The 23931-nt window shown below is 67.5% G+C and carries 15 protein-coding genes, 1 tRNA gene and 1 pseudogene; 14 read left to right on the plus strand and 3 right to left on the minus strand.

Annotation, left to right across the window (positions count from 1 at the left end):
- The first annotated feature begins 174 nt into the window (after positions 1–174).
- Complete coding sequence (locus tag CEK66_RS03515) at positions 175–1785, plus strand: alpha-glucosidase (RefSeq protein WP_152235967.1); 1611 nt, start codon at positions 175–177, stop codon at positions 1783–1785.
- Between the two features lie 993 nt (positions 1786–2778).
- On the opposite strand, the gene CEK66_RS03520 is transcribed toward CEK66_RS03515, so the two are convergent.
- Both CEK66_RS03520 and CEK66_RS03525 read right to left on the minus strand, forming a co-directional pair.
- On the minus strand, positions 2779–5529 hold the full coding sequence (locus tag CEK66_RS03520; RefSeq protein ID WP_017911225.1) for a TonB-dependent receptor: 2751 nt from the start codon (positions 5527–5529) through the stop codon (positions 2779–2781).
- Between the two features lie 492 nt (positions 5530–6021).
- Entirely contained in the window at positions 6022–8115 is a 2094-nt protein-coding gene (locus CEK66_RS03525; RefSeq protein ID WP_152235968.1) for a glycoside hydrolase family 97 protein, read from the minus strand.
- A 239-nt stretch (positions 8116–8354) separates the two neighbouring features.
- On the opposite strand from CEK66_RS03525, the gene CEK66_RS03530 reads away from it, so the two are divergent.
- Genes CEK66_RS03530 through CEK66_RS03540 form a run of 3 tightly spaced genes read left to right on the plus strand, consistent with a single transcriptional unit; the run spans position 8355 to position 13716 of the window.
- Positions 8355–10556, plus strand: coding sequence for a Six-hairpin glycosidase-like protein (locus CEK66_RS03530; RefSeq protein ID WP_193312566.1), 2202 nt, complete (start codon positions 8355–8357; stop codon positions 10554–10556).
- Positions 10553–12034: an MFS transporter gene (locus tag CEK66_RS03535; RefSeq protein WP_152235970.1), complete on the plus strand. Its 1482-nt coding sequence runs from the start codon at positions 10553–10555 to the stop codon at positions 12032–12034. Before CEK66_RS03530 ends, CEK66_RS03535 begins: the two co-directional genes overlap by 4 nt.
- Before the next feature lie 8 nt (positions 12035–12042).
- Positions 12043–13716 (plus strand): alpha-amylase family glycosyl hydrolase, encoded by a 1674-nt coding sequence (locus CEK66_RS03540; protein ID WP_193312567.1) that lies wholly within the window; start codon positions 12043–12045, stop codon positions 13714–13716.
- A 60-nt stretch (positions 13717–13776) separates the two neighbouring features.
- Here CEK66_RS03540 and CEK66_RS03545 read toward each other — a convergent pair whose 3' ends face one another.
- Entirely contained in the window at positions 13777–14850 is a 1074-nt protein-coding gene (locus CEK66_RS03545; RefSeq protein WP_052250749.1) for a LacI family DNA-binding transcriptional regulator, read from the minus strand.
- Positions 14851–15175: 325 nt separating this feature from the next.
- Here CEK66_RS03545 and thrS point away from each other — a divergent pair, with 325 nt between their 5' ends.
- The 10 genes and pseudogenes from thrS to CEK66_RS03595 all read left to right on the plus strand — a co-directional run bounded on the left by thrS (position 15176) and on the right by CEK66_RS03595 (position 23450).
- Positions 15176–17080 (plus strand): threonine--tRNA ligase, encoded by a 1905-nt coding sequence (thrS, locus tag CEK66_RS03550; RefSeq protein WP_017911219.1) that lies wholly within the window; start codon positions 15176–15178, stop codon positions 17078–17080.
- A 63-nt stretch (positions 17081–17143) separates the two neighbouring features.
- Positions 17144–17668: a translation initiation factor IF-3 gene (gene infC / locus CEK66_RS03555; protein WP_304412340.1), complete on the plus strand. Its 525-nt coding sequence runs from the start codon at positions 17144–17146 to the stop codon at positions 17666–17668.
- 383 nt (positions 17669–18051) lie between these two features.
- Positions 18052–18249 (plus strand): 50S ribosomal protein L35, encoded by a 198-nt coding sequence (gene rpmI, locus CEK66_RS03560; protein WP_010342861.1) that lies wholly within the window; start codon positions 18052–18054, stop codon positions 18247–18249.
- Positions 18250–18259: 10 nt separating this feature from the next.
- Positions 18260–18619: a 50S ribosomal protein L20 gene (gene rplT, locus CEK66_RS03565; protein ID WP_010342859.1), complete on the plus strand. Its 360-nt coding sequence runs from the start codon at positions 18260–18262 to the stop codon at positions 18617–18619.
- A 203-nt stretch (positions 18620–18822) separates the two neighbouring features.
- Positions 18823–19818, plus strand: coding sequence for a phenylalanine--tRNA ligase subunit alpha (pheS, locus tag CEK66_RS03570; protein ID WP_010342858.1), 996 nt, complete (start codon positions 18823–18825; stop codon positions 19816–19818).
- Positions 19819–19948: 130 nt separating this feature from the next.
- Positions 19949–22327, plus strand: coding sequence for a phenylalanine--tRNA ligase subunit beta (gene pheT, locus CEK66_RS03575; protein WP_152235972.1), 2379 nt, complete (start codon positions 19949–19951; stop codon positions 22325–22327).
- A 16-nt stretch (positions 22328–22343) separates the two neighbouring features.
- A pseudogene (locus CEK66_RS03580) lies at positions 22344–22610 on the plus strand (phenylalanine--tRNA ligase subunit beta); the annotation flags it as partial.
- 23 nt (positions 22611–22633) lie between these two features.
- Complete coding sequence (locus CEK66_RS03585; protein ID WP_003466661.1) at positions 22634–22933, plus strand: integration host factor subunit alpha; 300 nt, start codon at positions 22634–22636, stop codon at positions 22931–22933.
- Positions 22914–23270, plus strand: a complete 357-nt coding sequence (locus tag CEK66_RS03590; RefSeq protein ID WP_009597860.1) for a MerR family transcriptional regulator — start codon at positions 22914–22916, stop codon at positions 23268–23270. The genes CEK66_RS03585 and CEK66_RS03590 overlap by 20 nt, the downstream gene beginning before the upstream one ends.
- A 103-nt stretch (positions 23271–23373) precedes the next feature.
- Positions 23374–23450, plus strand: a tRNA-Pro gene (locus CEK66_RS03595).
- Positions 23451–23931: the final 481 nt, after the last annotated feature.

The raw sequence follows: 23931 nt of genomic DNA on the forward strand, positions 1-23931 counted from the left end.
CGGTGTTGGATTTAACGAGTCCTGTTCATGGTGGACGCGTTTTTTCAAGTGATCACTTTCGCCATGTGTGAATACGTATGCAGGCACCGCTGAAATTCCTGCATCAACGCTACTCTAGCGCAGCGTTTCGCGTGCCCGTCGCACGCGCGATCTCTGCCCGAAGGGGGGCGTTGCATGTCTCAGGCTCCATGGTGGCGCGGTGCCGTCATCTATCAGATCTATCCGCGTAGCTTCCTCGACGCCAATGGCGACGGTATCGGCGATTTGCCGGGCATCGTGCGCAAACTGGACTACATCGCGGCGTTGGGCGTGGATGCGATCTGGATCTCGCCGTTCTTCAAGTCGCCGATGGCCGATTTCGGCTACGACATCGCCGACTATCGTGAGGTCGATCCGCTGTTCGGTACCATGGCCGACTTCGATGCCCTGCTGGCCAAGGCGCATGCGCTGGGCCTGAAAGTGATGATCGACCAGGTGCTCAGTCACACCTCGGTGGAGCATGACTGGTTCAAGGAAAGCCGGCAGAGCCGCGACAACCCGAAGGCGGATTGGTATGTGTGGACCGATGCGCGTGAGGACGGGGCGCCGCCCAACAACTGGCTGTCGATCTTCGGTGGCGTGGCGTGGCAGTGGGAGCCGCGCCGCGGGCAGTACTATCTGCACAATTTCCTTGCCTCGCAGCCGGATCTGAACTTCCACAATCCGCAGGTGCAGCAGGCGACCTTGGACAACGTAGAGTTCTGGCTGGCGCGCGGTGTCGACGGCTTTCGCCTGGACGCGATCAATTTCTGCTTCCACGATCCGCAACTGCGCGACAACCCGCCCAAACCGCCGGAAAAGCGCGTCGGCCGCGGCTTCAGCCCGGACAATCCGTACGCGTTCCAGTACCACTACTACAACAACACGCAGGCGGAGAACCTGCCGTTCCTGCAGAAGCTGCGCAGCCTGCTCGACCGCTATCCGGGGACGGTAAGCCTGGGCGAGATCTCGTCGGAGGATTCGCTGGCGACCACGGCCGAATACACCCGCGCCGGGCACCTGCACATGGGCTACAGCTTCGAATTGCTGACCGACGATTTCAGCGCGGCCTACATCCGCGAGACGGTCTCGCGTCTGGAAGCGGCGATGACCGAAGGCTGGCCGTGCTGGGCGATTTCCAATCATGACGTGCAACGCGCGGTGACGCGTTGGGGGCAGGGTGCCGAGACGCCGGCCTTCGCGCGGCTGCTGATCGCGATGCTGTGTTCGCTGCGCGGCTCGGTCTGCGTCTACCAGGGCGAAGAGCTCGGCCTGGGCGAGGCAGAGGTGCCGTTCGAGGCGCTGCAGGACCCCTACGGCATCGCGTTCTGGCCGAACTTCAAGGGCCGCGATGGGTGCCGGACGCCGCTGCCATGGGATGCCAGCGAGCAAGCCGGTTTCAGCACCGGGACGCCTTGGTTGCCGATCGCGGCAGCGCATCGCGCACAATCGGTGGCGGCGCAGGAGGCCGACCCGCAGTCGGTCCTGCATGCGATTCGCCAGTTCCTGGCCTGGCGCAAGCGCCATCCGGCCTTGCGTGAGGGCGACATCGTCTTCCACGAGACGGCCGAGCCCGTGCTGATGTTCCAGCGTCGCCACGCCGCGCAGTGCTTGCTGCTGGCGTTCAATCTGTCCGCCGAGGCCGCCGACGTGGCGCTGCCCGAGGGCAGCTGGCAGGCGCTGCAGGTGCCGGGCGTGGTCGCGGGCTCGGTCGAAGAGCGCTTGCGTTTGCCCGGCTATGCGATGGTGTGCCTGCAGGGCGCATGAGCGGGACCAAATGATTCCTGCGACGGCAGCGTCGCATCCTGCTGTGTGGCTACGGCACTGCCGAGCTGTTGTTTTGGAAAGACAGTCCGGCGTGCATCGCGTCGGATAAGGCCTCATGCATACCACGGACGTGGGCGTTTGTTGGACGACAAGGATCGCTCTGGAAGTTCAGTGTCCGTAGTAAGCATGTTGCGGTGACCACGCCACGCCGTCTTCGCGGTTTGGCGTGCCCGGTAATCAGGGCACGCGTCGTCACCGACAATCACGCCGTCCTGGATCCAAGGCCAGCTCGGAGACTTGCCTTGTTGGCCCACACAACAGACTGCTGCGTCGCTGTCGCTCTTGCTGCCGGCTAGGCGACGCGGCCACGAATCCGCCGTCATCGCTGCGCTGGTGTCCATCGCGGCAATGTCACCATGTCTGCACGCCAGCCTTTGTGATCTGAAACGCCGCTTTTCCAGCGACGCCACCAGGACACGATCTCGCGGCCTCCTGGCTGAGACCCGTCGTTGGCGATGACGGTGCTGGCGTCGATCAGCTGCCGCAGTATCGATTCGGCGCGGATGCATCCTCCGTGGTGCGGTCGGGCCGACCAGTTCGGAGTTCAGCAATGAATGTCCGGGCATGGCGCTTTATGGCACGCAGAGGGCTTGGGCCATGCACTCCTGAAGTGCAGATTTTTTCCGCGAAGCGGCCATTCCGCGCGCTCGCGGCGTTTTGTCGGGATCTTCGCGGACGCGGCGAGATCTCCATCAGTTCACGCGCGATCGCTTTCTGTAGATCTTCTTGCAGGCGAAGGGGCTGGTGTGCGCTCTCCAGGCCGCTCGTCTTGATCCCGATCGGCAAACCAGATCGTCAACGCTGCTCGATCCTGATCTCATCGTTTTCTCGTCGGCCACCGCGGCATTTGACGCAACCGTCCGCGGCAACCGCCCCAACGAAAACGCCCGCCGGGTGCGCCGGCGGGCGTCGTCTGCAGCCTATACGCGGGACTCAGAACTTGTAGTTCACGCCCAGCATGTAGGTGCGTCCCCATTCGACGTACTCCAGCGGGCGATCCTTGGTGCCGGCGTAGGTGCGGTAGGGCGAGTTGGTCAGGTTGCTCGCCTGCAGCAGCAGGCTCAGCCCGGCCAGGCTGCTGCCATCGGCGAAGGTATAGCTGACCTGCGCGTCGGTGACGTTCTCGCCGACCACGTAGCGCAGCGTGCGGTTGCCGTTGAAGTTGCCGATCTCGCCGATGAAGTCCGAGCGCCGCCGCTGGCTGACGCGTGCCTCGAAGCCGTTGCGCTCGTAGTAGGCGGTGAAGTTGTACACCCGCTTGGACAGGCCGGGCAGGTCGATCGGCGCCGAGCCCACGCTGGAGGCGCTTTCGGGATCGACGATCTTGATGTCGCTGTCGTTGAACGTGGCACTGGCCTGGATGCCGAAGCCGCGCAGGCTGTCGGTGAACATGTCCAACGGCAGCGAGGCGGTCAGCTCGAGCCCGCGCAGAGTGCCGCCCTTGCCGTTCTGCGGCGAGGAGAAGGTACCGGTGGTCTGTACCGGCACGGTCATGTTGGGCGGGCGCACGTAGCTGGCGAGCAGGGCGGAGAAGTCGTAATCGTCGCGCGATTGCGTGTAGATGTAGCTCTTCAGGTCCTTGTAGAACACCGCGGCGGCCACGTAGGCCTTCTCGCCGAAGTACTTCTCGTACGACAGGTCCAGCGCGTTGGCGCGCCACGGGTCGAGCAGGGGATTGCCGCCGCTGCCGCCGGGCTTGCCGGTGGAGGTGTCCACGCCGAAGTCCAGGCCGGCGCGCATCTGGTCCACGCGCGGCCGCGCCACCTGCTTGGCCGCGGCGAAGCGCAGGGTCTGCTGGTGCGGGAACAGGAAGGCCAGGTTGAGGCTCGGCAGCCAGTCGTTGTAGGTCTTGCCGGCGTCGATCGGCAGCACATTCTGGCCGGCCGGACGGGACTGGTCGAAGTAGCTGGACTGCGAGCTCTGGTCGGCGTGCTGCAACTGCACGCCGATGTTGCCGCGCACGCCGACCTCGCCGATGTCGGTGTTGATGTTGGCGCGGAGCCAGGCCGTGGTGATCTTCTCCTGCACCGTCCACGACTTCGGAATCAGGTAGTCCAGATTGGTGACCGGGTTGAAGGTCATGTAGCGCGAGACCGCCGCCGGCACGTTCCAGGCCGGGATGGTGCCGATACCGGCGAAGCCGAGGTTGACCGGGTCGTACTGCAGGTCGCTGGCGATGCTGGTGTCGCCCTGCGCGCCGAGCAGGATGTTGCCTTCGGCCTGGGTCTTCTGCTTGCGCCGGTCGGCGTAGTTGACGCCCACGTCGATGTCCGAGAACCAGGTCAGCGCCTGCGGTGCCGGCAGCGTCGCCGCCAGGCGGCCGCCCTTCAGCCGGTCCTCGACCTCCGGCACCTTGCCGTAGCCGGAGCCGTAGATGGTGTTGGTCAGGAACAGGTTGTTCGGGTCGGAGTAGTCGCGGCCGGGGGTGATCTGCGAGAAGCCATTCGGCTTGACCACGAGACCGACCGTGTCCAGCTGCGGCATCGGCACCAGCTGCAGGTTGTTCTCCAGGTTCAGCTCCTTGCGGGTGGCCTTGGAGTAGTTCAGGTCGGCCATCAGGCGCACGCTGCCGAGGTTGAACTCGTTGTTCCAGCCGAATGCGTCGATCTTGTCCTTGCGCTTGTTGTACATGCCGCGCACCAACGGGTACACGCCGCTGGCGGTGCCGCCGGTGAAGCTGCCGCTGGCGTCGACCTGCGGATTGGTGATCAGCAGGCCGGGCGTGTAGCCGCCGTTGTAGTTGCTGAGATTGACCTCGAACTGATTGGCGGTGTCGATCTGCTCGGCTTCGGTATGGAATGCGTCGAAGGTGCTGGTCCAACTGCTGGACGGACGGAACTGCACGGTCGCCATCACGCCGTCGCGCTTGTTGTTGCCGGTGCGGCGCAGCGCCTTGATGCCGTCGGAGAAGTAGGTGCCAGGCGCCACGCCGGGACGGCTGCCGCTGTCAGTGTTCTGCGTGGTCCACGGCTCGTACAGGCCGACCTGGTTTTCCTGGATGGGCATGTCGCTGTGGGCATAGCCGATCGAGAAGCCCAGGGTGTTGTCCAGGAACTGGTCGATGTAGCTGGCGCTGAAGCGGTTGCCGAAGGCGTCGACGTTGGCGGCCTTGCCGAGCGAGCTCTTCTGCAGGCGGCCGCTGACGGCGATCACCCGGTCCGGAAAGCTCAGCGGACGCACGGTCTGCATGTCGATGGTGCCGGACAGGCCCTGGCCGACCAGGCCGGCGTCGGGCGTCTTGTACACGGTCACGCCGTTGACCAGCTCCGAAGGGTACTGATCGAACTCGACGCTGCGGTTGTCGCCGGTGCTGACCACTTCGCGACCGTTGAGCAGGGTGGTGGCGAAGTCGGGCGACAGGCCGCGCACGCTGATCACCTGGGCGCGGCCGGCGACGCGCTGCGCGGCCAGGCCTGGCAGGCGCCCGAGCGATTCGGCGATGCTCACGTCCGGCAGCTTGCCGATGTCCTCCGCCGAGATCGCTTCGACGATGGACGTCGAGTCCTGCTTGATCGCGATGGCGTTCTCGATGCCGCGGCGGATGCCGGTCACCTGGACCTTGTCCAGTTCGGTGACCGGATCCTTGGACGTGGTGGCGGTGGTATCGGACTGTGCAGCAGCCAGCATCGGCGTCATCGCGACGGCCAGCGCCAGCGTCAGCGCGTTGCGCTTGTGGTTCAACATTTTCCCCTCCCAGGCAATGTTGTCTTGCGAATGTCTGAACCGGCGAGGCGGCCGGATGTGCGTGTCGCGCAGCCGCAGGGCGGTGTCGCGATTGCGCTGTATGGTAGACACGCGGCTTCGTCGCGAACGTCCGCTGCATACGTATTCACTGGCCTGCATCGCATTGGAAGCGCTTTCAGGATCGCAATGTCGTGCGCGCGCCGCTACGCCGGTGCCGCGGCGAGCATGCGCGTGCTTCATGCAACTGACGTCGCCTGGCATGAACATTCGGGTGCTGCACTGAGAGTGATGCCAGGGAGTCCGCCGGCATGCGGACGTCGGGCGAGCTCGCAGATGGCGCGACATGGTTTGGCGGAAGCGGCGCGCCGCGCGCCGCTGACCTGCCGCGCACGATGGCGCGGCGCCGCAGAGGCGAGCGCCGTGATCCGGCATGGCGAGTGCATGCCTCCGCCGCTGTGCTGCCGGCGGTGCCGCGTGCCGCATGGTGGTGCGTCAGCGCGATGCTGCCGTGCCAGCGGAGGCTGGCGCCGGGTTCAGCGGGACGAAACGGATCGCCTGGCCGCCGCCGGGCGCCAGCTTCACCTGCAACTGATCGCGGCTGGTGACCACGCGCTGCTCGCGGACGAAGTCGAACGGATTGTGCTGGTAATCTGCGGCGTCGCCGTCGCGGTAGATCTCGGCGCGATAGCGCACGCCCGGTTCGAGGAAGCCCAGCGCGATCGGCAGCACGCGGCCGTGCTCGTCGGTGATGCTGCCGAGGAACCAGTCGCGGCTGTGGCGGTCCTTGCGCACGATGGTCACGTAATCGCCGATCTCGCCGTCGACCACGCGGCTGTCGTCCCAGTCCACCGCCACGTCCTCGATGAAGCGGAAGGCGTCGCGGTGCTGCAGGTAGTGCTCGGGCAGGTCGGCCGCCATCTGGATCGGGCTGTACAGGGTCACGTACAGTGCCAGTTGCCGCGCCAGCGTACTCGGAATCGCGCGTCCGCCGCGGCCCGTCAGGCTGAGGATGCCAGGGGTGTAGTCCATCGGCCCGGCCAGCATCCGCGTGAACACCAGGTTCACTTCGTGCTCCGGCGGGTTCGGCGGCTCGCCCCAGGCGTTGTACTCCATGCCGCGCGCGCCTTCGCGCGAGAGCCAGTTCGGGTAGGTGCGGCGCAGGCCGGTGTCCTTGATCGGTTCGTGGGCATTGATCGACAGGTGGCGCCTGGCCGCTTCCTGCACCACCTTGAGATGGTGGCGGGCCATGAACTGGCCGTCGTGCCATTCGCGCCACAGCGGGCCGCCGGCGGGATTGCGCCGGTCCACCTGTCCGTCGTCGCAGACGTAGCCGGTCTTAAAGGTGTCCACGCCCAAGCGCGCATACAGATCCAGCGCCGCATCGAGCTGATCTTCGTAGTGCTCCACCGCACAGCCGGTCTCGTGGTGGCCGATCAGGTGCACACCCTTCTTCGCCGCGTAGGCGCTGAGCGCATCGATGTCGAAGTCCGCGGTGGCACGGGTGAAGTCGAAGTCGTCGCCGTTGCCGACCCAGTTGCCGTCCCAGCCGGGGTTCCAGCCTTCGACCAGCACGCCACGAAAGCCGTGCGCTGCGGCGAAGTCGATGTAGCGGCGGGTGTTGGCGGTGGTGGCGGCATGTCTGGGGCCGCGCGCCCAGGTGTCCTGGTTCAGGTGCATCGACCACCACACGCCGATGTACTTGGCCGGGTGCACCCAGCTCACGTCGCCCAGCGCGTTGGGTTCGTTGAGGTTGAGGATCAGGTTGGAATCGACCAGGCCGCCGGCGGTGTCGCTGATCTGCAGCGTCCGCCACGGCGTGTCGAAGGGCAGGGACCGGCGCACCTTCCAGCCTTCCGCCGACGGCGACAGTTGCGCATGCAGGCGCTGGCCTTCGCCGCGGCGCAGCCACGTCCCGGCGTAGTCGACCAGGGCCGCCTCGTGGATGGCCAGGTGCAGGCCGTCCTGGCTGCGCAGGGTGAACGGCGTGTGCGCCAGCGGCACTTCGCGCAGCGGCGTGCGCCGGTACAGGTATTCGTAGTGGATGGGCGCGCCGGCGGGAATCCACCAGGCGGTCGCCTCGGGGACGATGTCGAACTCGGTGAGTTCTTCGTCGATGATCGCTTCCTGCATGCCGGCCTGTTGCGGAAAGCTGTAGCGGAAGCCGAGCCCGTCGTCGTAGACGCGGAACACCACCGCGAAGCGGCGCTGGCGGCCGCCGCGCTGGCCCAGCTTCACGCGCAGTTCGTTGTAGTGGTTGCGCACGTAGCGGCGCTCGCCCCAGGGCTGCTCCCAGGTTTCGTCGACGCTGCGGCTGCGCTGGTCCAGCAGCGCGAGGTCGCGATCCAGGCTGCCGTCGCGCAACTGGAAGCCGAGCCGCGATTCGCCGATCACCGGCTCGCCCAGGCGCTGCACGCGATAGCTGGGGCGGCCGTCGTCCAACTGCAGGGAGACGCGCAGGATCTTGCCCGGCGAGTCCACGCGGGCCACCGTCTGCGGCGCGGCGTGCAGGCATGGCGCAACGCACCACAACACGCTCGCCAGCAACGACGGCAGACGCAGGCGCGACAGGACGTCAAACAGCGGCATCTCCTCTCCCAGGGCGACCGTGGCATCGCAACGACTATAGCGAGGCGGTCCGCGGCCGCCGTGGTCCATACGATGAATACGTATGCAACTGCACGCGCCGCGGTGCCGCCCGTCTACCATGTCCGCAGCGCCCCGCGATGCGGAGGCGGCGACCGCAGCGCCGGCATGCCGGCCTGCGCTTCCACCATGCAGGCAAAGAGGGAGGGAGGTCGATCGGTGCGAGCCGGTCTGCCGCTTCGATGCTGAAGATGATTTGCTTGGCCGCCACCTTGGGTGCTGCGGCGTCGGCGTCTGCTGGACAGGCGTCATTGCAGTGGCGTGGCCAGACCGCGCAGGCCGAGGCCACTGCCGACGGCGGTTTCGTGCTGCACGCGGCCCAAGGCACGCGCACGGTGCCGGCGCAGCCGTTGCGCAGCGAGACCGATAGCCTGTTGTTCGATGCGCTGTTCGCGCTGGCGCAACAGGAACTGCGCGACGACCAGGTCCAGGCGATCCGCGATCCGGCGTTCGATCACGGCAAGCCGTTGCCATGCGATTGCTACCAGACCGGCGAGCGTTGGCCCTACGTGTGGACCCGCGATGTCAGCTATGCCGCGGACCTGGCCCTGGCGCGGCTGGATCCCGAGCGCACGCGCCGCTCGCTGCGCTTCAAGCTGTCGCCGATGCGCGGCACCGACGCGCTGCCGGGGCTGTTCGTGGCGCAGGACACCGGCTCCGGCGGCAGCTGGCCGGTGAGCAGCGACCGGGTGGTGTGGTTCCTGGCCGCGCGCCACCTGCTGGACGATCCAGCCTTCGCCGCCGACACCCGCGCCGCGCTCACGGCCACGCTGGCCCAGGATCGCGCGTTCGCGTTCGACCCGCGCATCGGCCTGTACCGCGGCGAGACCTCGTTCCTGGACTGGCGCGAGCAGACCTATCCGGCCTGGACCCGCGAGGATGTCGGCTTCATCGCCAGTTCCTTCGCGCTGTCCACCAACGTGCTGCATTACCAGGCGCTGCGCCTGGGCGAGCGCCTGGCCCGGGAGCAGGGCGACATGCAGGCGGCCGCGCGCTATGCCGATTGGGCCGATGCACTGCGCCAGGCGATCGCGCAGCGTTTCTGGCGCGAGGACCGCGGCACCTACGTCGGCTACATCGGCACGGCCGAGCATCCGGTGCGCTACGAACGCTACGACCTGCTGGGCCTGTCGCTGGCGGTGCTGGCCGACGTGCTGCCGGCCGCGCGCGCGCGCCAGGCGCTGGCCCGCTATCCGGCGGTGGAGGCGGGCAGCCCGGTGGTGTGGCCGCAGCAGCGCGAGGTGCCGATCTACCACAACCGGGCGATCTGGCCGTTCGTAAGCGCCTACGCGCTGCGTGCGGCGCGGCACACCGACGACAGCGCGCGCATCGACCTGGAAGTTCGCTCGCTGCTGCGCGGCGCCGCGCTGGCCGGCTCGAACATGGAGAACTACGAGTTCCTGAGCCAGGCCGTGCATGTCGACGACGGTCCGCTCAGCGGCCCGGTGGTCAATTCGCCGCGGCAGCTGTGGTCGGTGGCCGGCTACCTGGCGATGGTGATCGAGGGCGTGTTCGGCGTGGAGGACGACGGCCGCGTGTTGCCCAAGTTGCCGACCAGCCTGGTGCCCATGCTGTTCGGCGAGCGCCAGGAGATTGCGTTGCAGCTGAAGGACCGCCGGATCGTGCTGCGCCGGCCGATGCAGCTGCAGGGCGACCTGCTGGTCGCCGGCAAGACCCACAGCCAGAACGGCGTCATCACCATCGACTTGGTGGCACGCCACAGCGGAAGTGCGCCCTTGCAGATGCTGACGGCAGAAGACGCCTTCGCACCGCTGGCGCCGCCGGCACCGCAGGTGCGACGCGAGACCGGGGGCTGGCGGGTGCAGGCGGCTGCGGACTCGGTGTTGTACGTCGATGGGCAGGCACGCGAGGGCAGCGCCGACGGCGCGCTGCTGCCGCTGACCGAGCGCGTGCAATGCCTGAGCCTGACCCGGCAAGTGGGGCGCTGGGAATCGCTGCATAGCCCCACCGTCTGCGTCGGTGATGTTGCGCGCGTGGACGGTCCCGACGACTGGACGTGGACGGCGCCACGCGACGGCGCGTATCGGCTTGGCCTGCGTTACGTCAATGCGCATGGTCCGATCAACACCGGTGTCACCGCCGCGGTCAAACGCTTGCAGGTGCAATGCGGCGACGCGCCAGCGCAATCGCAACCCCTGGTGATGCCGCACAGCGTCGGCGAGCAGACCTCCACGACGGCGCTGTTCGAGCTGCAGGCCGGGCAACGTTGCGTCGCGCGGCTGCTGCCGGCGGCAAACATGAGCGCATTGCAGCACTTCGCGCGCTACACCGGTGGCCAGGGCGGCGCCGATGGCGTGGTCAATGCCGCCGATGTCGCCGCGCTGCTGATCGCGCCGGCCGGCCCGATCGAGGAGCGACCATGAGCACCGTGCCACGCGCCAAGCCGGCGCTGTCGTTCTGGCAGATCTGGAACATGTGCTTCGGCTTCCTCGGCATCCAGTTCGGCTTCGCGCTGCAGAACGCCAATGCCAGCCGCATCTTCCAGACCCTGGGCGCGGACATGGAGCAGGTGCCGGGATTGTGGATCGCCGCACCGTTGACCGGCCTGATCGTGCAGCCGATCGTCGGCTACCTGTCCGACCGCACCTGGAACCGCTTCGGCCGGCGTCGCCCGTACTTCATGGTCGGCGCGCTGTTCACCACGTTGGCCCTGCTGGTGATGCCGAACTCGCCGGCGCTCTGGGTGGCGGCCGGCACGCTGTGGGTGCTGGACGCCTCGATCAACATCTCGATGGAGCCGTTCCGCGCCTTCGTCGGCGACCAGTTGCCGACGCGCCAGCGCGCCGCCGGCTACGCCATGCAGAGCTTCTTCATCGGCGTCGGCGCAGTGGTGGCGAGCATGCTGCCGTGGCTGCTGGCGCACTGGGGCGTCAGCAATACCGCGGGGCCCGGAGAGGTGCCGGCGACGGTGCGCTACGCGTTCTATGTCGGCGGCGCGGTGCTGTTCCTGTCCATCGGCTGGACCGTGCTGCGCACCCGCGAGTATCCGCCCGAAGATCTGCATGGCAGCGCCGTCGTCACCGCAGATGCAGCGGTGCAACCGCGCCGTGTCGATGGCGCCGCTGCGCTGTGGTGCGCGGTGGGCATCGCCGGCGCGGCGGCCATCGCCTGGTGCCGCGGCGACCGCATGCTGTACGTGCTGGCCGGCCTGTGCATCGCTTACGGCGTGCTGCAGGGCGTCGCGCCGCGCCTGCGTCGCGGACACATGCTGGCGGCGATCGTCTGCGATCTGCAGACCATGCCGCGGGCGATGCGGCGCCTGGCCGGGGTGCAGTTCTTCTCCTGGTTCGCGTTGTTCGCGATGTGGATCAACACCACCGCCGCCGTCACCCAGACCCACTACGGTACCCAGGACGTCACCTCGGCCGCCTACAACGAGGGCGCCAACTGGGTCGGCGTGCTGTTCGCCGCCTACAACGGCTTCGCCGCACTGGCTGCGATCGCCATTCCGCTGCTGGTGCGCGCCTGCGGGCTGCGCATGAGCCATCTGCTGAACCTGTGCCTGGGCGCGGCCGGCCTGCTGTCGTTCCTGTGGATCCGCGATCCGCAGTGGCTGCTGCTGTCGATGGTCGGGGTGGGCTTCGCCTGGGCCTCGATCCTGTCGCTGCCCTACGCGCTGCTGTCGGACAGCGTGCCGGCGGCGAAGATGGGCGTGTACATGGGCATCTTCAATTTCTTCATCGTGATCCCGCAGTTGGTCGCGGTCAGCGTGCTGGGCTTCGTGCTCACGCACTGGCTCGATGGCCGGCCGCTGTACGCGCTGGCGATCGGCGGCGGCAGCCTGCTGGTGGCGGCGCTGTGCGTGCTGTGGGTGCCGTCGGATTCGGGAGCGAACGCATGATCGATCGGATGTCGCTGTTGGCGCTGGCCCTGCTGGGCGCCTGCGCTGGGTCGGCGCAGGCCCAGGCGCCGGCGCAGGAAGAGTTCTACGGCACGCTGGAGCCGTTCGCCAGCGAGGCGGTGTACTTCGTGGTCACCGATCGCTTCGTCAACGGCGATCCCGGCAACGATCACCGCGACCAGGGCGGCGCGCATCGCACCTTCGACATCCCGATCCCGGCGCCGCCGGGCGAGAGCGACAACATCGGCTACCTCGGCGGCGACTTCAAGGGCGTGGTCGACAACGCCGGCTACATCCGCGACCTGGGCTTCGGCGCGGTGTGGATCACGCCGATCGTCGACAACCCGGACGAGGCCTTCACCGGCGGCAAGCCGATCACCTGGGGCAGCTCGCTGAGCGACCGTGGCAAGACCGGTTACCACGGCTACTGGGGCGTCAATTTCTACAAGCTCGACGAGCATCTGCCGAGCCCGGGCCTGGATTTCGCCGGCTTCACCCAGGCCATGCACGCGCAGCAGCTGAAGGTGGTGCTGGACATTGTCGGCAATCACGGCTCGCCGGCCTGGACCATGCCCAAGCGGCAGCCGATGTTCGGCCAGGTCTTCGACCGCGACGGCAAACTGATCGCCGATCACCAGAACCTGCCGCCGTCCAAGCTGGACCCGGCGCACAATCCGCTGCACGCGTTCTACAACACCGGCGGCAACCTGGCGCAGTTGTCCGATTTCAACGAGCGCAACCCGGCGGTGATGGAGTATCTGGTCGGCGCCTATTCGCAGTGGCTGGGGCAGGGCGCCGATGCGTTCCGCATCGACACCATCGGCTGGATGCCCGACAGCTTCTGGCACGAGTTCGTGCGCCGCATCCGCGCGCAGCGCCCCGGCATGTTCATGTTCGGCGAGGACTTCGACTACAACGCGCACAAGATCGCCAGCCACACCTGGGCCAGCAACGCGGGCGTCAGCGTGCTGGATTTCCCGCTCAAGCAGGCACTGGCGGCGACGTTCGGCCATGCCCAGCGCGGCTACGAGACGCTGCAGCCGGCGCTGTATCTGGAACGCGGCCCGTACGCCAATCCGTACGAGCTGATGACCTTCTACGACAACCACGACATGGCGCGGCTGGACGCCAGCGACGCCGGCTTCATCGACGCGCACAACTGGCTGTTCACCGCGCGCGGCATCCCGGTGATCTACTACGGCTCGGAGACCGGCTTCATGCGCGGGCGCGCCGAGCATGCCGGCAACCGCAACTACTTCGGCCAGGAGCGGGTGAACGCGGCGCCGAGCAGTCCGATCTTCACGCCGCTGCGACGCATCGCCACGCTGCGCCAGCGCAGCCCGGCGCTGCAGCGCGGCCTGCAGCTCAATCTGCAGCTGTCCGGCGACGAGGCGGTGTTCTACCGGGTGTTCCAGCATGCGGGCAGCACTCAGACCGCGCTGGTGCTGCTGAACAAGAGCGACGCGCCGCGCACGCTGGAAGTGCGCCGCTATCTGCAGCCCGGCACCTGGCACGACGGCTTCGACGGCAGCGCCACCGAGGTGACCGATGCGCTGCGCGCCGAGGTGCCGGCACATGGCGTGCGCGTGTTCCTGTCCGATGCGCCGATCGTGCGCCCGGACCTGCGCGCGCGGCTGCGCTGGCTGATGGCGGCCAAGGACGGCGTCGCGCCGACGCCGTAAACGCGGTGCTGCCGGTCGGCGTCAGCGCCGGCCGTCGGCGCGTCGGCGCCCAAGCAGGGCTCAGTTGCGCAGCAGCGACGAGCCGCGCAGCGCCAGCGTCACCGGCAGGGTGCGGCTGCTCACCGGCTGCCCGGCGATCTGCGCCAGCAGGGTGTCCACCAGCACCGCGCCGGCCAGCTTGGTGTCTTGCTGCACCGTCGACAGCGCCGGATCGACGCTGGCCGCCACCGGGATATCGTCGAAGCCGGCCAGGGCCACGTCCTCGGGCACGCGCAGGCCGTGCTCGCGCAAGGCCTTCAGCGCGCCGATGGCGATCAGGTCGCTGGCGGCAAAGAGCGCATCGAAGCGCTCGCCTCGGCCGAGCAGGGCCAGCGCCGCCTCGTAGCCGGACTGCTCGGTGGTGATCGCATCGACCTGTAGCGCCGGCGTGGCCTCGGCGCCGGCCGCGCGCAGCGCCTGCAGGTGGCCGCGGTAGCGTTCCAGGAATTCGGGGTAATGGTTGGAGGCGTCGCCGAGGAAGGCGATGCGGCGGCGGCCCTGCGCCAGCAGGTGCGCGGTGATGTCGTGGCCGCCCTGGAAGTTGTCGCTGCCGATCGACACCCCCGGCTGCCCGGGCAGCACCGCACCCCAGCGCACGAAGTGCGTGCCCTGGTCGACCAGGTGCTGCAGCCGTTGCTGCGCCTGCAGGTAGTCGCCATAGCCGAGCAGGATCAGCCCGTCGGCCTTCTGGCTGTCGCCATAGTCGGCACGCCAGTTGTCCGACAACTGCTGGAACGACACCAGCAGGTCGTAACCATGGCGGGCGCAGGCGCGGGTGATCGAGCCCAGCATCGAGTGGAAGAACGGGTTGATCAGCGAGTCGTCGGTGGTCGGGTCTTCGAAGAACAGCAGCGCCAGGGTGCCGGCATTGCGCAGGCGCAGGCTGGAGGCGTGCTTGTCGACCTTGTAGTTCAGCTCGCGCGCGATCGCCAGGATCTTGCGCCGGGTCTGCTCGTTGACCGCCGGACTGCCGCGCAGCGCGCGCGAGACCGTGGGTTGCGACACGCCTGCCAGATAGGCGATGTCCAGCGATGTGGCCTTGCCTTTGATGACGGCGCGTCCGGGTGCGGGGAAAACGTCGGCGAAGCATGCCATGGCGGCTGTCGTAGCTCTTGCTGCGCTGCAGCGAGGATGGCGGCAGCGCCTCGTCTTCGAGGGCCTTACGTGGTTACCAAAAGGTATCGTTTTGAGAAAGAGTGGTTTACCATTTTCCCAATAACCTGATCCGGACATGGGTGGCCCGCGGCAACGCCGGCCGAGCGTGCGACATGAGCACTACCACCGCCCTCGCTTGAGTTCCCGCCCAAGGCTGTCCGAGCAGGCGCCCTTGTGGCGCCTTCTTTCTGTCCCGCGCCCAGACTGGCCTGCCGCCGAGGTGGCGCGGACGCCATCCCCCCAGTTTCCCTTTCCGCCGACTCCCATGATCACGATCACGCTCCCCGACGGCAGCCGCCGCGAATTCGAACACCCCGTCAGCCCCATGGACGTGGCCCAGTCCATCGGCCCCGGCCTGGCCAAGGCGACCATCGCCGGCCAGGTCGACGGCCGCCTGGTCGACGCCTGCGACCTCATCGACCACGACGCCAGTCTGCGCCTGATCACCGCCAAGGACGCCGAGGGCGTGGAGATCATCCGCCACTCCTGCGCGCACCTGGTCGGTCACGCGGTCAAGCAGCTGTATCCCGAGGTCAAGATGGTGATCGGCCCGGTCATTGCCGAAGGCTTCTACTACGACATCTACAGCGAGCGCCCGTTCACCCCCGAGGACATGGCGGCGATCGAGAAGCGCATGCAGGAGCTGATCGCGCAGGACTACGACGTGATCAAGAAGGTCACCCCGCGCGCCGAGGTCATCGAGCTGTTCAAGCAGCGCGGCGAGGACTACAAGCTGCGCCTGATCGAGGACATGCCCGACGACGTCACCGCGATGGGCCTGTACTACCATCAGGAATACGTGGACATGTGCCGCGGCCCGCACGTGCCGAACACGCGCTTCCTCAAGGCCTTCAAGCTGACCCGCATCTCCGGCGCCTACTGGCGCGGCGACGCCAAGAACGAGCAGCTGCAGCGCATCTACGGCACCGCCTGGGCCGACAAGAAGCAGCTCGAGGCCTACATCCTGCGCATGGAGGAGGCCGACAAGCGCGACCATCGCAAGATCGGCAAGCAGCAGGACCTGTTCCACCTGCAGGAAGAGGGCCCGGGCCTGGTGTTCTGGCACCCCAAGGGCTGGTCGATCTGGCAGGTGGTCGAGCAGTACATGCGCAAGGTCTACCGTGACAGCGGCTACGGCGAGGTGCGCTGCCCGCAGATCCTGGACGTGTCGCTGTGGCAGAAGTCCGGCCACTGGGACAACTACCAGGACAACATGTTCTTCACCGAGTCGGAGAAGCGCACCTACGCGGTCAAGCCGATGAACTGCCCCGGCCACGTGCAGGTGTTCAACCAGGGCCTGCACAGCTACCGCGACCTGCCGATCCGCTACGGCGAGTTCGGCGCCTGCCACCGCAACGAGCCGTCCGGCGCGCTGCACGGCATCCTGCGCGTGCGCGGCTTCACCCAGGACGACGGCCACATCTTCTGCACCGAGCAGCAGATCGAGGCCGAGGTCACCGCCTTCCACCAGCAGGCGCTGAAGGTGTACGGCGACTTCGGCTTCGACGACATCCAGATCAAGATCGCCTTGCGCCCGGAAAAGCGCCTCGGCGACGACGCCACCTGGGACAAGGCCGAGGCCGCCCTGCGCGCCGCGCTCGGCGCCTGCGGGGTGGAGTGGCAGGAACTGCCGGGCGAGGGCGCCTTCTACGGCCCGAAGATCGAGTACCACCTGAAGGACGCGATCGGCCGCACCTGGCAGCTCGGCACCATGCAGGTGGATTTCATGATGCCCGGCCGCCTCGGCGCCGAATACGTGGACGAGCACAGCCAGAAGAAGCATCCGGTCATGCTGCACCGGGCCATCGTCGGGTCGATGGAGCGGTTCATCGGCATCCTGATCGAGCACCACGCCGGCATGTTCCCGGCCTGGCTGGCGCCGGTGCAGGCCGTGGTCATGAACATCACGGACGCGCAGGCAGACTATGTAGACAACGTGCGGAAACTCCTTGCAAATCAAGGCTTCCGCATCGAGGCCGATTTGCGGAACGAAAAAATCGGTTATAAGATTCGCGAACACACGCTGCAGCGGGTGCCGTACCTGTTGGTCGCGGGCGACCGCGAGACGGAAAACGGCGCGATTGCGGTCCGTACGCGATCGGGGGAGGATCTGGGCACCATGTCGGTCGCCGCCTTCGCCGAACGGCTGCGCGCCGAGCAGTTGGCGTGACACCACCCTGGTGCGGACGGAGCCTCCGTCCGCGCCAGTCCGATTCCCCTGGGAGATTGCAACATCAGTACCCCTGACAACAAACAGAACCGCAAGAACCAAGAGATCCGCGTGCCGCGCGTGCGCGTGATCGGCGCGGACGGCGAGATGGTCGGCGTGTTGACCCGCGACGAAGCGCTGGCGCTGGCCGAAGAGGATGGACTCGATCTGGTCGAGATCCAGCCGCAGGCCGATCCGCCGGTCTGCAAGATCATGGACTTCGGTAAGTTCAAGTTCGAGCAGCAGAAAAAGGCCAACGAAGCCAAGAAGAAGACCAAGCAGGTCGAGATCAAGGAAATCAAGTTCCGTCCGGTCACCGACGAAGGCGATTACCAGATCAAGCTGCGCAACATGCGCCGTTTCATCGAGGAAGGCGACAAGGTCAAGGTCAACATCCGCTTCCGCGGTCGCGAGATGAGCCATCAGGAGCTCGGTCGCGAAATGGCCGCGCGGATCGAGGCCGATCTGGGCGAAGACATCGTCATCGAATCGCGTCCGCGCCTGGAAGGCCGGCAGATGGTGATGATGATCGCGCCGAAGAAGCGCTGATCCGCCGCCGCAGCACGGGATCGCGCCCCGCCAACGGCAGGCGCGCGGTTCTCGGGTCTCTGTGGCCAGCTTCTTCTTGACGTTCCGGGCGTAGCGCGGCTGCGCCGTTGCGGCGTGCTCGTGCGCCGCGCAGCCTGCGCGAATCCCGAATCCCGAATCCCGAATCCCGGCGCGCAAGCGCCCGTCGAACTGCATGATTTGCAAGGCATTCCAAGTCCTGGCATAATGCGCGGCCCAGTTCATCGGGTTTGCCGCTCCGGCGGCAATAGGACCCGCCCGGATCCTCAGTGGATCAAGGGCTTACAAGCAGGTAAGGGCACGGACGGAAAGTGTGGCGCAGCCACCGCCCTGACCAGTGACAAAACACCATCAAGGACATTGCAATGCCCAAGATCAAGACCAACCGGGCGGCGGCCAAGCGTTTCCGCAAGACCGCCTCCGGCAAGTACAAGGCTGGTCACGCCAACCGTAGCCACATCCTCACCAAGAAAGCGACCAAGCGGAAGCGCAACCTGCGGCAGACGAACCACGTCCGTGCCGAGGACGCAGGCCGTCTGGACCGTATGCTTCCCTACCTCTGAGGACTGAACCATGGCTCGAGTCAAGCGTGGCGTCCAGGCGCGCCGCCGTCACAAGAAAGTTCTGAACCTCGCCAAGGGCTACTACAACGCCCGTCGCAAGGTCTTCCGCGTCGCCAAGCAGGCGGTGATCAAGGCGCAGCAGTACGCCTACATCGGCCGCAAGCAGAAGAAGCGCAATTTCCGTTCGCTGTGGATCACCCGCATCAACGCGGCGGCCCGCATCAACGGCATGAGCTACAGCCGCTTCATGAACGGCCTGCTCAAGGCCGGCATCACCCTCGACCGCAAGGTGCTGGCGGACATCGCCGTGCACGACGCGCAGGGCTTTGCCGCCCTGGCGGAGAAGGCGAAGGGCGCGCTGGCGGCATAAGTTTGCGAATCCCTGCAGAAACCCGCGCGTCCGCGTGCGGGGTTTCGGCGGGAGCCATCGCAGGCATGCAGGGGAAGGGCGCAAGTCCTTCCCCTTTTGCGTTTTTGGGCGTCCCGATGCGGGGTGCCTGCCGGGTAGGTGAGGTCCCGCATCGGCGGGACACGGTGGCCACGGTTCGGCCGGAGCAGTGAGGCGCGAGTGCAATGAGTGAGATCGATTCCCTGAGCGGGCAGGCGCTGGCGGACATCGCCGCGGCGCAGAGTCCGGAGGCGCTGGAGCAACTGCGGGTCGCGCTGCTCGGCAAGAGCGGCAGCATCACCGCCCAGCTCAAGCAGCTCGGCGCGCTGGCGCCGGAGCAGCGCAAGCTGGCCGGCGAGGCGATCAACCGCGCGCGCGACACGGTGTCCGCCGCGCTGGCCGAGCGCCGCACGCTGCTGGAAACCGCGGCGCTGGACGCGCGCCTGGCCGCCGAGCGCATCGACGTGACCCTGCCGGGCCGGCGCGGCGAACGCGGCGGGCTGCATCCGGTCACCCGTACCCTGGAGCGCATCACCGAGATCTTCGCGCGGCTGGGCTACGAACTGTCCGACGGCCCCGAGATCGAGGACGACTGGCACAACTTCGAGGCGTTGAATTTCCCGCCGCACCACCCGGCGCGGGCGATGCACGACACCTTCTATTTCGGCGACGGCCGCCTGCTGCGCACCCACACCTCGGGCGTGCAGGTGCGCTACATGGGCGAGCATGCGCCGCCGCTGCGCATGATCGCCGCGGGCAAGGTCTACCGCAGCGACAGCGACCAGACCCATTCGCCGATGTTCCATCAGGTCGAAGGCCTGCTGGTCGACGAGCACGCGACCTTCGCCGACCTCAAGGGCACCCTGGCCGAGTTCGTGCGCGCGTTCTTCGAGCGCGATTTCCAGATGCGCTTCCGTCCCAGCTACTTCCCCTTCGTCGAGCCGGGCGCCGAGGTCGACATCGCCTGGCAGCAGCCCGACGGCAGCACCCGCTGGCTGGAAGTGCTCGGCTGCGGCATGGTGCACCCGAACGTGCTGCGCAACGTCGGCATCGACCCCGAGCGCTACACCGGCTTCGCCTTCGGCATGGGCGTGGAGCGCTTCGCGATGCTGCGCTACGGCGTCAACGACCTGCGTGCCTTCTTCGAGAACGACGTGCGGTTCCTGCGGCAGTTTGCTTGAGGCTGGGAGTCGGGAAACGGGAATCGGGAATGGGCAAAGCAACGCAAAGGCTCGTTTCCCCTCTCCGTTTCCGTCCCAGTAGACCGCGTCTTCGATTCCCCATTCTCCATTCCCGATTCCCGGCCCTTCCATGAAATTCAGCGAAAACTGGCTGCGCAGCCACGTTCCGACCCAGGCCACGCGTGAGCAGCTCACCGCGACCCTGACCGCCATCGGCCTGGAGGTCGAGGAGGTCGTGCCGCTCGGCGACGGCCTGCAGCAGGTGGTGGTGGCGCGGATCGTCGAGGCCGCGCCGCATCCCGAGGCCGACCGGCTGCAGGTGTGCCGGGTCGATGCCGGGCAGGGCGAATTGCTGCAGATCGTCTGCGGCGCGCCCAATGCGCGCGCGGGCCTGGTTGCGCCGCTGGCGCTGGTCGGTGCGCAGGTCGGCGGCATCGCGATCAAGCCGGCCAAGCTGCGCGGCGTCGCGTCCAACGGCATGCTGTGCTCGGCCAAGGAGCTGGGCCTGGACAGCGACGCGTCCGGCCTGTTCGAACTGCCCGACGATGCGCCGATCGGCCAGGCGCTGATCGAGTATCTGGGCCTGCCCGACGCCAGCATCGAGATCAAGCTCACGCCCAACCGCGCCGACTGCTTCGGCGTGCGCGGCATCGCCTACGACGTGGCCGCGGCCTGCGGCAGCGACGTGCTGCCGCTGGCGGTGACGCCGGCGGCGGTGAGCAGCGAGCGCGCGCTGGCGGTGACGCTGGATGCGGGCGCCGATGCGCCGCGTTATTGCGGCCGCGTGGTCGAGGACCTGGATCCGGCGGCGAAGACGCCGCTGTGGATGGCCGAACGCCTGCGCCGTAGCGGCGTGCGTCCGCTGTCGCTGCTGGTGGACATCACCCAGTACGTGATGCTGGAACTGGGCCAGCCGATGCATGCCTTCGACCTGGACACCTTGCAGGGCCCGGTCGGCGTGCGCCACGCGCGCGACGGCGAGACCCTGACCCTGCTCGATGGCCGCGAGGCCGTGCTGGATCCGGCGTTCCTGCTGATCACCGATGCCGATCGGCCGGTGGCGCTGGCAGGCCTGATGGGCGGCCACGCCACCCGCGTGACCGAGACCACCTGCCACGTGTTCCTGGAGGCCGCGCATTTCGCGCCGGCCGCGATCATGGGCCGCGGGCGCAAGCTCGGCCTGCACACCGATGCCGGTCACCGCTTCGAGCGCGGCGTGGATCCGGCGCTGCCGCGGCAGGCGCTGGAGCTGGCCACGCGGCTGGTGCTGGAGCTGGCCGGCGGGCGCGCCGGCCCGGTGGTCGAGGCCGCCTTGCCCGAATTCCTGCCGGCACCGGCACCGATCGCGCTGCGCCGCGCGCGCATCCTGCGCGTGCTCGGCATCGAGATCGCCGACGCCGACGTCGAGCGCATCCTGCGCGCGCTGGGCATGGACGTGGTCGCCTCGGCCGACGGCTGGCAGGTCACCGCGCCGAGCCGCCGCTTCGACATCGCCATCGAAGAGGATCTGATCGAGGAGCTGGCGCGCATCCACGGCTACGACCGCCTGCCGACCACCTTGCCCGGCGGCGCCACGCGCATCGCCATGGACAGCGAGACCCAGCTGGACGAGCGCAGCGTGCGTCGCCAGTTGCTGGCGCGCGATCTGCTGGAAACCATCAACTACGCCTTCGTCGATGCTGCGCTGCTGGACCAGTGGGGCCTGCACGACGGGCGCGTGGCCCTGGCCAATCCGCTCAGCGCCGAACTGGCGGTGATGCGTCCGTCGCTGCTGCCTGGGCTGGTCGCCGCGCTGGGCCGCAACGCCGCGCGCCAGGCCGGGCGCGTGCGCCTGTTCGAGCTTGGCAAGGTGTTCGCCGCGGCGGCGGAAGCCGGCGCCGCGCCGACCGAAACCCAGCGGGTGGCGGCGGCGGTGTGCGGCGATGCCGACGCCCTGCAATGGGGCCTGCCGGCGCGCAAGGTCGATTTCCACGACCTCAAGGGCGACCTGGAAGCCTTGGCCGCGGCCTCCGGCGCACGCCTGGACTACCGGCCGTCGGCGCACCCGTTCGCGCATCCGACCCGGTCGGCCGACGTGTATCGCGACGACGTGCGGATCGGCTGGATCGGCCAACTGCACCCGCGGCTGCTGCAGGCGATGCAGATCGACGTCGATGTGCTGGCGTTCGAGCTGGACCTGGCGCCGCTGGCCGCGCGTGCCCTGCCGCGCGCCGCCGAGCTGTCGCGGTTCCCGTCGGTGCGTCGCGACCTGGCCTTCGTGGTGCCGGACGCGGTGAGTTGGGCGGCGCTGGCGCGCAGCGTGCGCGCGGCGGTGGGGCCCTTGCTGCGCGAGGTCGTGCTGTTCGACCGCTACGTCGGCGCGGGGGTCGAGGCTGGTTGCAAGAGTCTCGCTATGGGCTTGATTTTGCAGGACAACACGCGCACTCTGACGGACCGCGATGTGGAGGCGGTGGTCGCCGATGCGGTGGCCGCGCTGGCGCGGGAACACGACGCGCGGATGCGTGGTTGAGAAGCACAGGGGATAGCAGGGCGATGCCTTCGTGGTGCCGGACGCGGTGAGTTGGGCGGCGCTGGCGCGCAGCGTGCGCGCGGCGGTGGGGCCCTTGCTGCGCGAGGTCGTGCTGTTCGACCGCTACGTCGGCGCGGGGGTCGAGGCTGGTTGCAAGAGTCTCGCTATGGGCTTGATTTTGCAGGACAACACGCGCACTCTGACGGACCGCGATGTGGAGGCGGTGGTCGCCGATGCGGTGGCCGCGCTGGCGCGGGAACACGACGCGCGGATGCGTGGTTGAGAAGCACAGGGGATAGCAGGGCGATGGCGTTGACCAAAGCGGAAATGGCCGAGCGGTTGTTCGACGAAGTCGGGCTGAACAAGCGCGAGGCCAAGGAATTCGTCGATGCGTTCTTCGACGTGCTGCGCGATGCGCTCGAGCAGGGGCGGCAGGTGAAGCTGTCCGGTTTCGGCAACTTCGACCTGCGCCGCAAGAACCAACGACCCGGCCGCAATCCCAAGACCGGCGAAGAGATCCCGATTTCGGCGCGGACGGTGGTGACCTTCCGCCCCGGACAGAAGCTCAAGGAGCGAGTGGAGGCTTATGCTGGACCCGGGCAGTAACCGCGAACTTCCGCCGATTCCGGCCAAGCGCTACTTCACCATCGGTGAGGTCAGCGAGCTGTGCGACGTCAAGCCGCATGTGCTGCGCTATTGGGAGACCGAATTCCCCAGCCTGGAACCGGTCAAGCGGCGCGGCAACCGGCGCTACTACCAGCGCCACGACGTGCTGATGGTGCGGCAGATCCGCAGCCTGCTGTACGAACAGGGCTACACCATCGGCGGCGCGCGCCTGCGCCTGGAAGGCGAGGGTGCCCGCCAGGAATCGGCGCTGAGCAACCAGATCATCAAGCAGGTGCGGCAGGAGCTGGAAGAAGTCCTGCAGTTGCTGCGGCGGTGAGCCATGGCGGCGCTGCTGCCGCTAGGAATGGCCGCGGCAAACCCGCTATAATCGCCAGCTCGCCGCAAGGCGGGTCCGCCTTGACGGCGGAGACGCAACACACCGGGGTATAGCGCAGCCTGGTAGCGCACTAGTCTGGGGGACTAGTGGTCGTCGGTTCGAATCCGGCTACCCCGACCATCTTTCGAAGGCCCATGTCTGCGACATGGGCCTTTTTTGTTTGGGCGCGTCGGATCGGCGGCGCGCGTGCGGCCGGTGTCGGCAATGGGCTGCCCGCCGGGATGGCAACGCGTGTCGATATCGCGACATAGGGCGATCTGTATCGGCGCAGAGAGGCTGGCGCGTCGCCGTAGACAAAATGCGCGGGATTGCGCTGTCCCGCGACGAGGTCGTCGCCCCACCAGAGCGGAAAGCCCCATGGGAACTGAGAGCTGCGCAGCGTCAATGCCTTGACATTGATCACGTTAACATCGCGTCGATGGAACGTTCACGGGTCCTTGCTACGCTGAATAGCCGGACATGTAGTTGAACCCTCACGTTACTGCGTCAAAAAAATGTCGGGTAACGCCTTGGTGGCGGCAGATGCCTGTGCCATAGTGCGTTGCAACACGAAGCTTCGCTGTTGGCCAGGGCCGTTCGTCCCAGGCAGGAATTGACACCG

The sequence above is a fragment of the Xanthomonas sp. LMG 12460 genome (genome assembly GCF_009192895.1).
In the GTDB taxonomy this organism is placed as follows: domain Bacteria; phylum Pseudomonadota; class Gammaproteobacteria; order Xanthomonadales; family Xanthomonadaceae; genus Xanthomonas_A; species Xanthomonas_A sontii.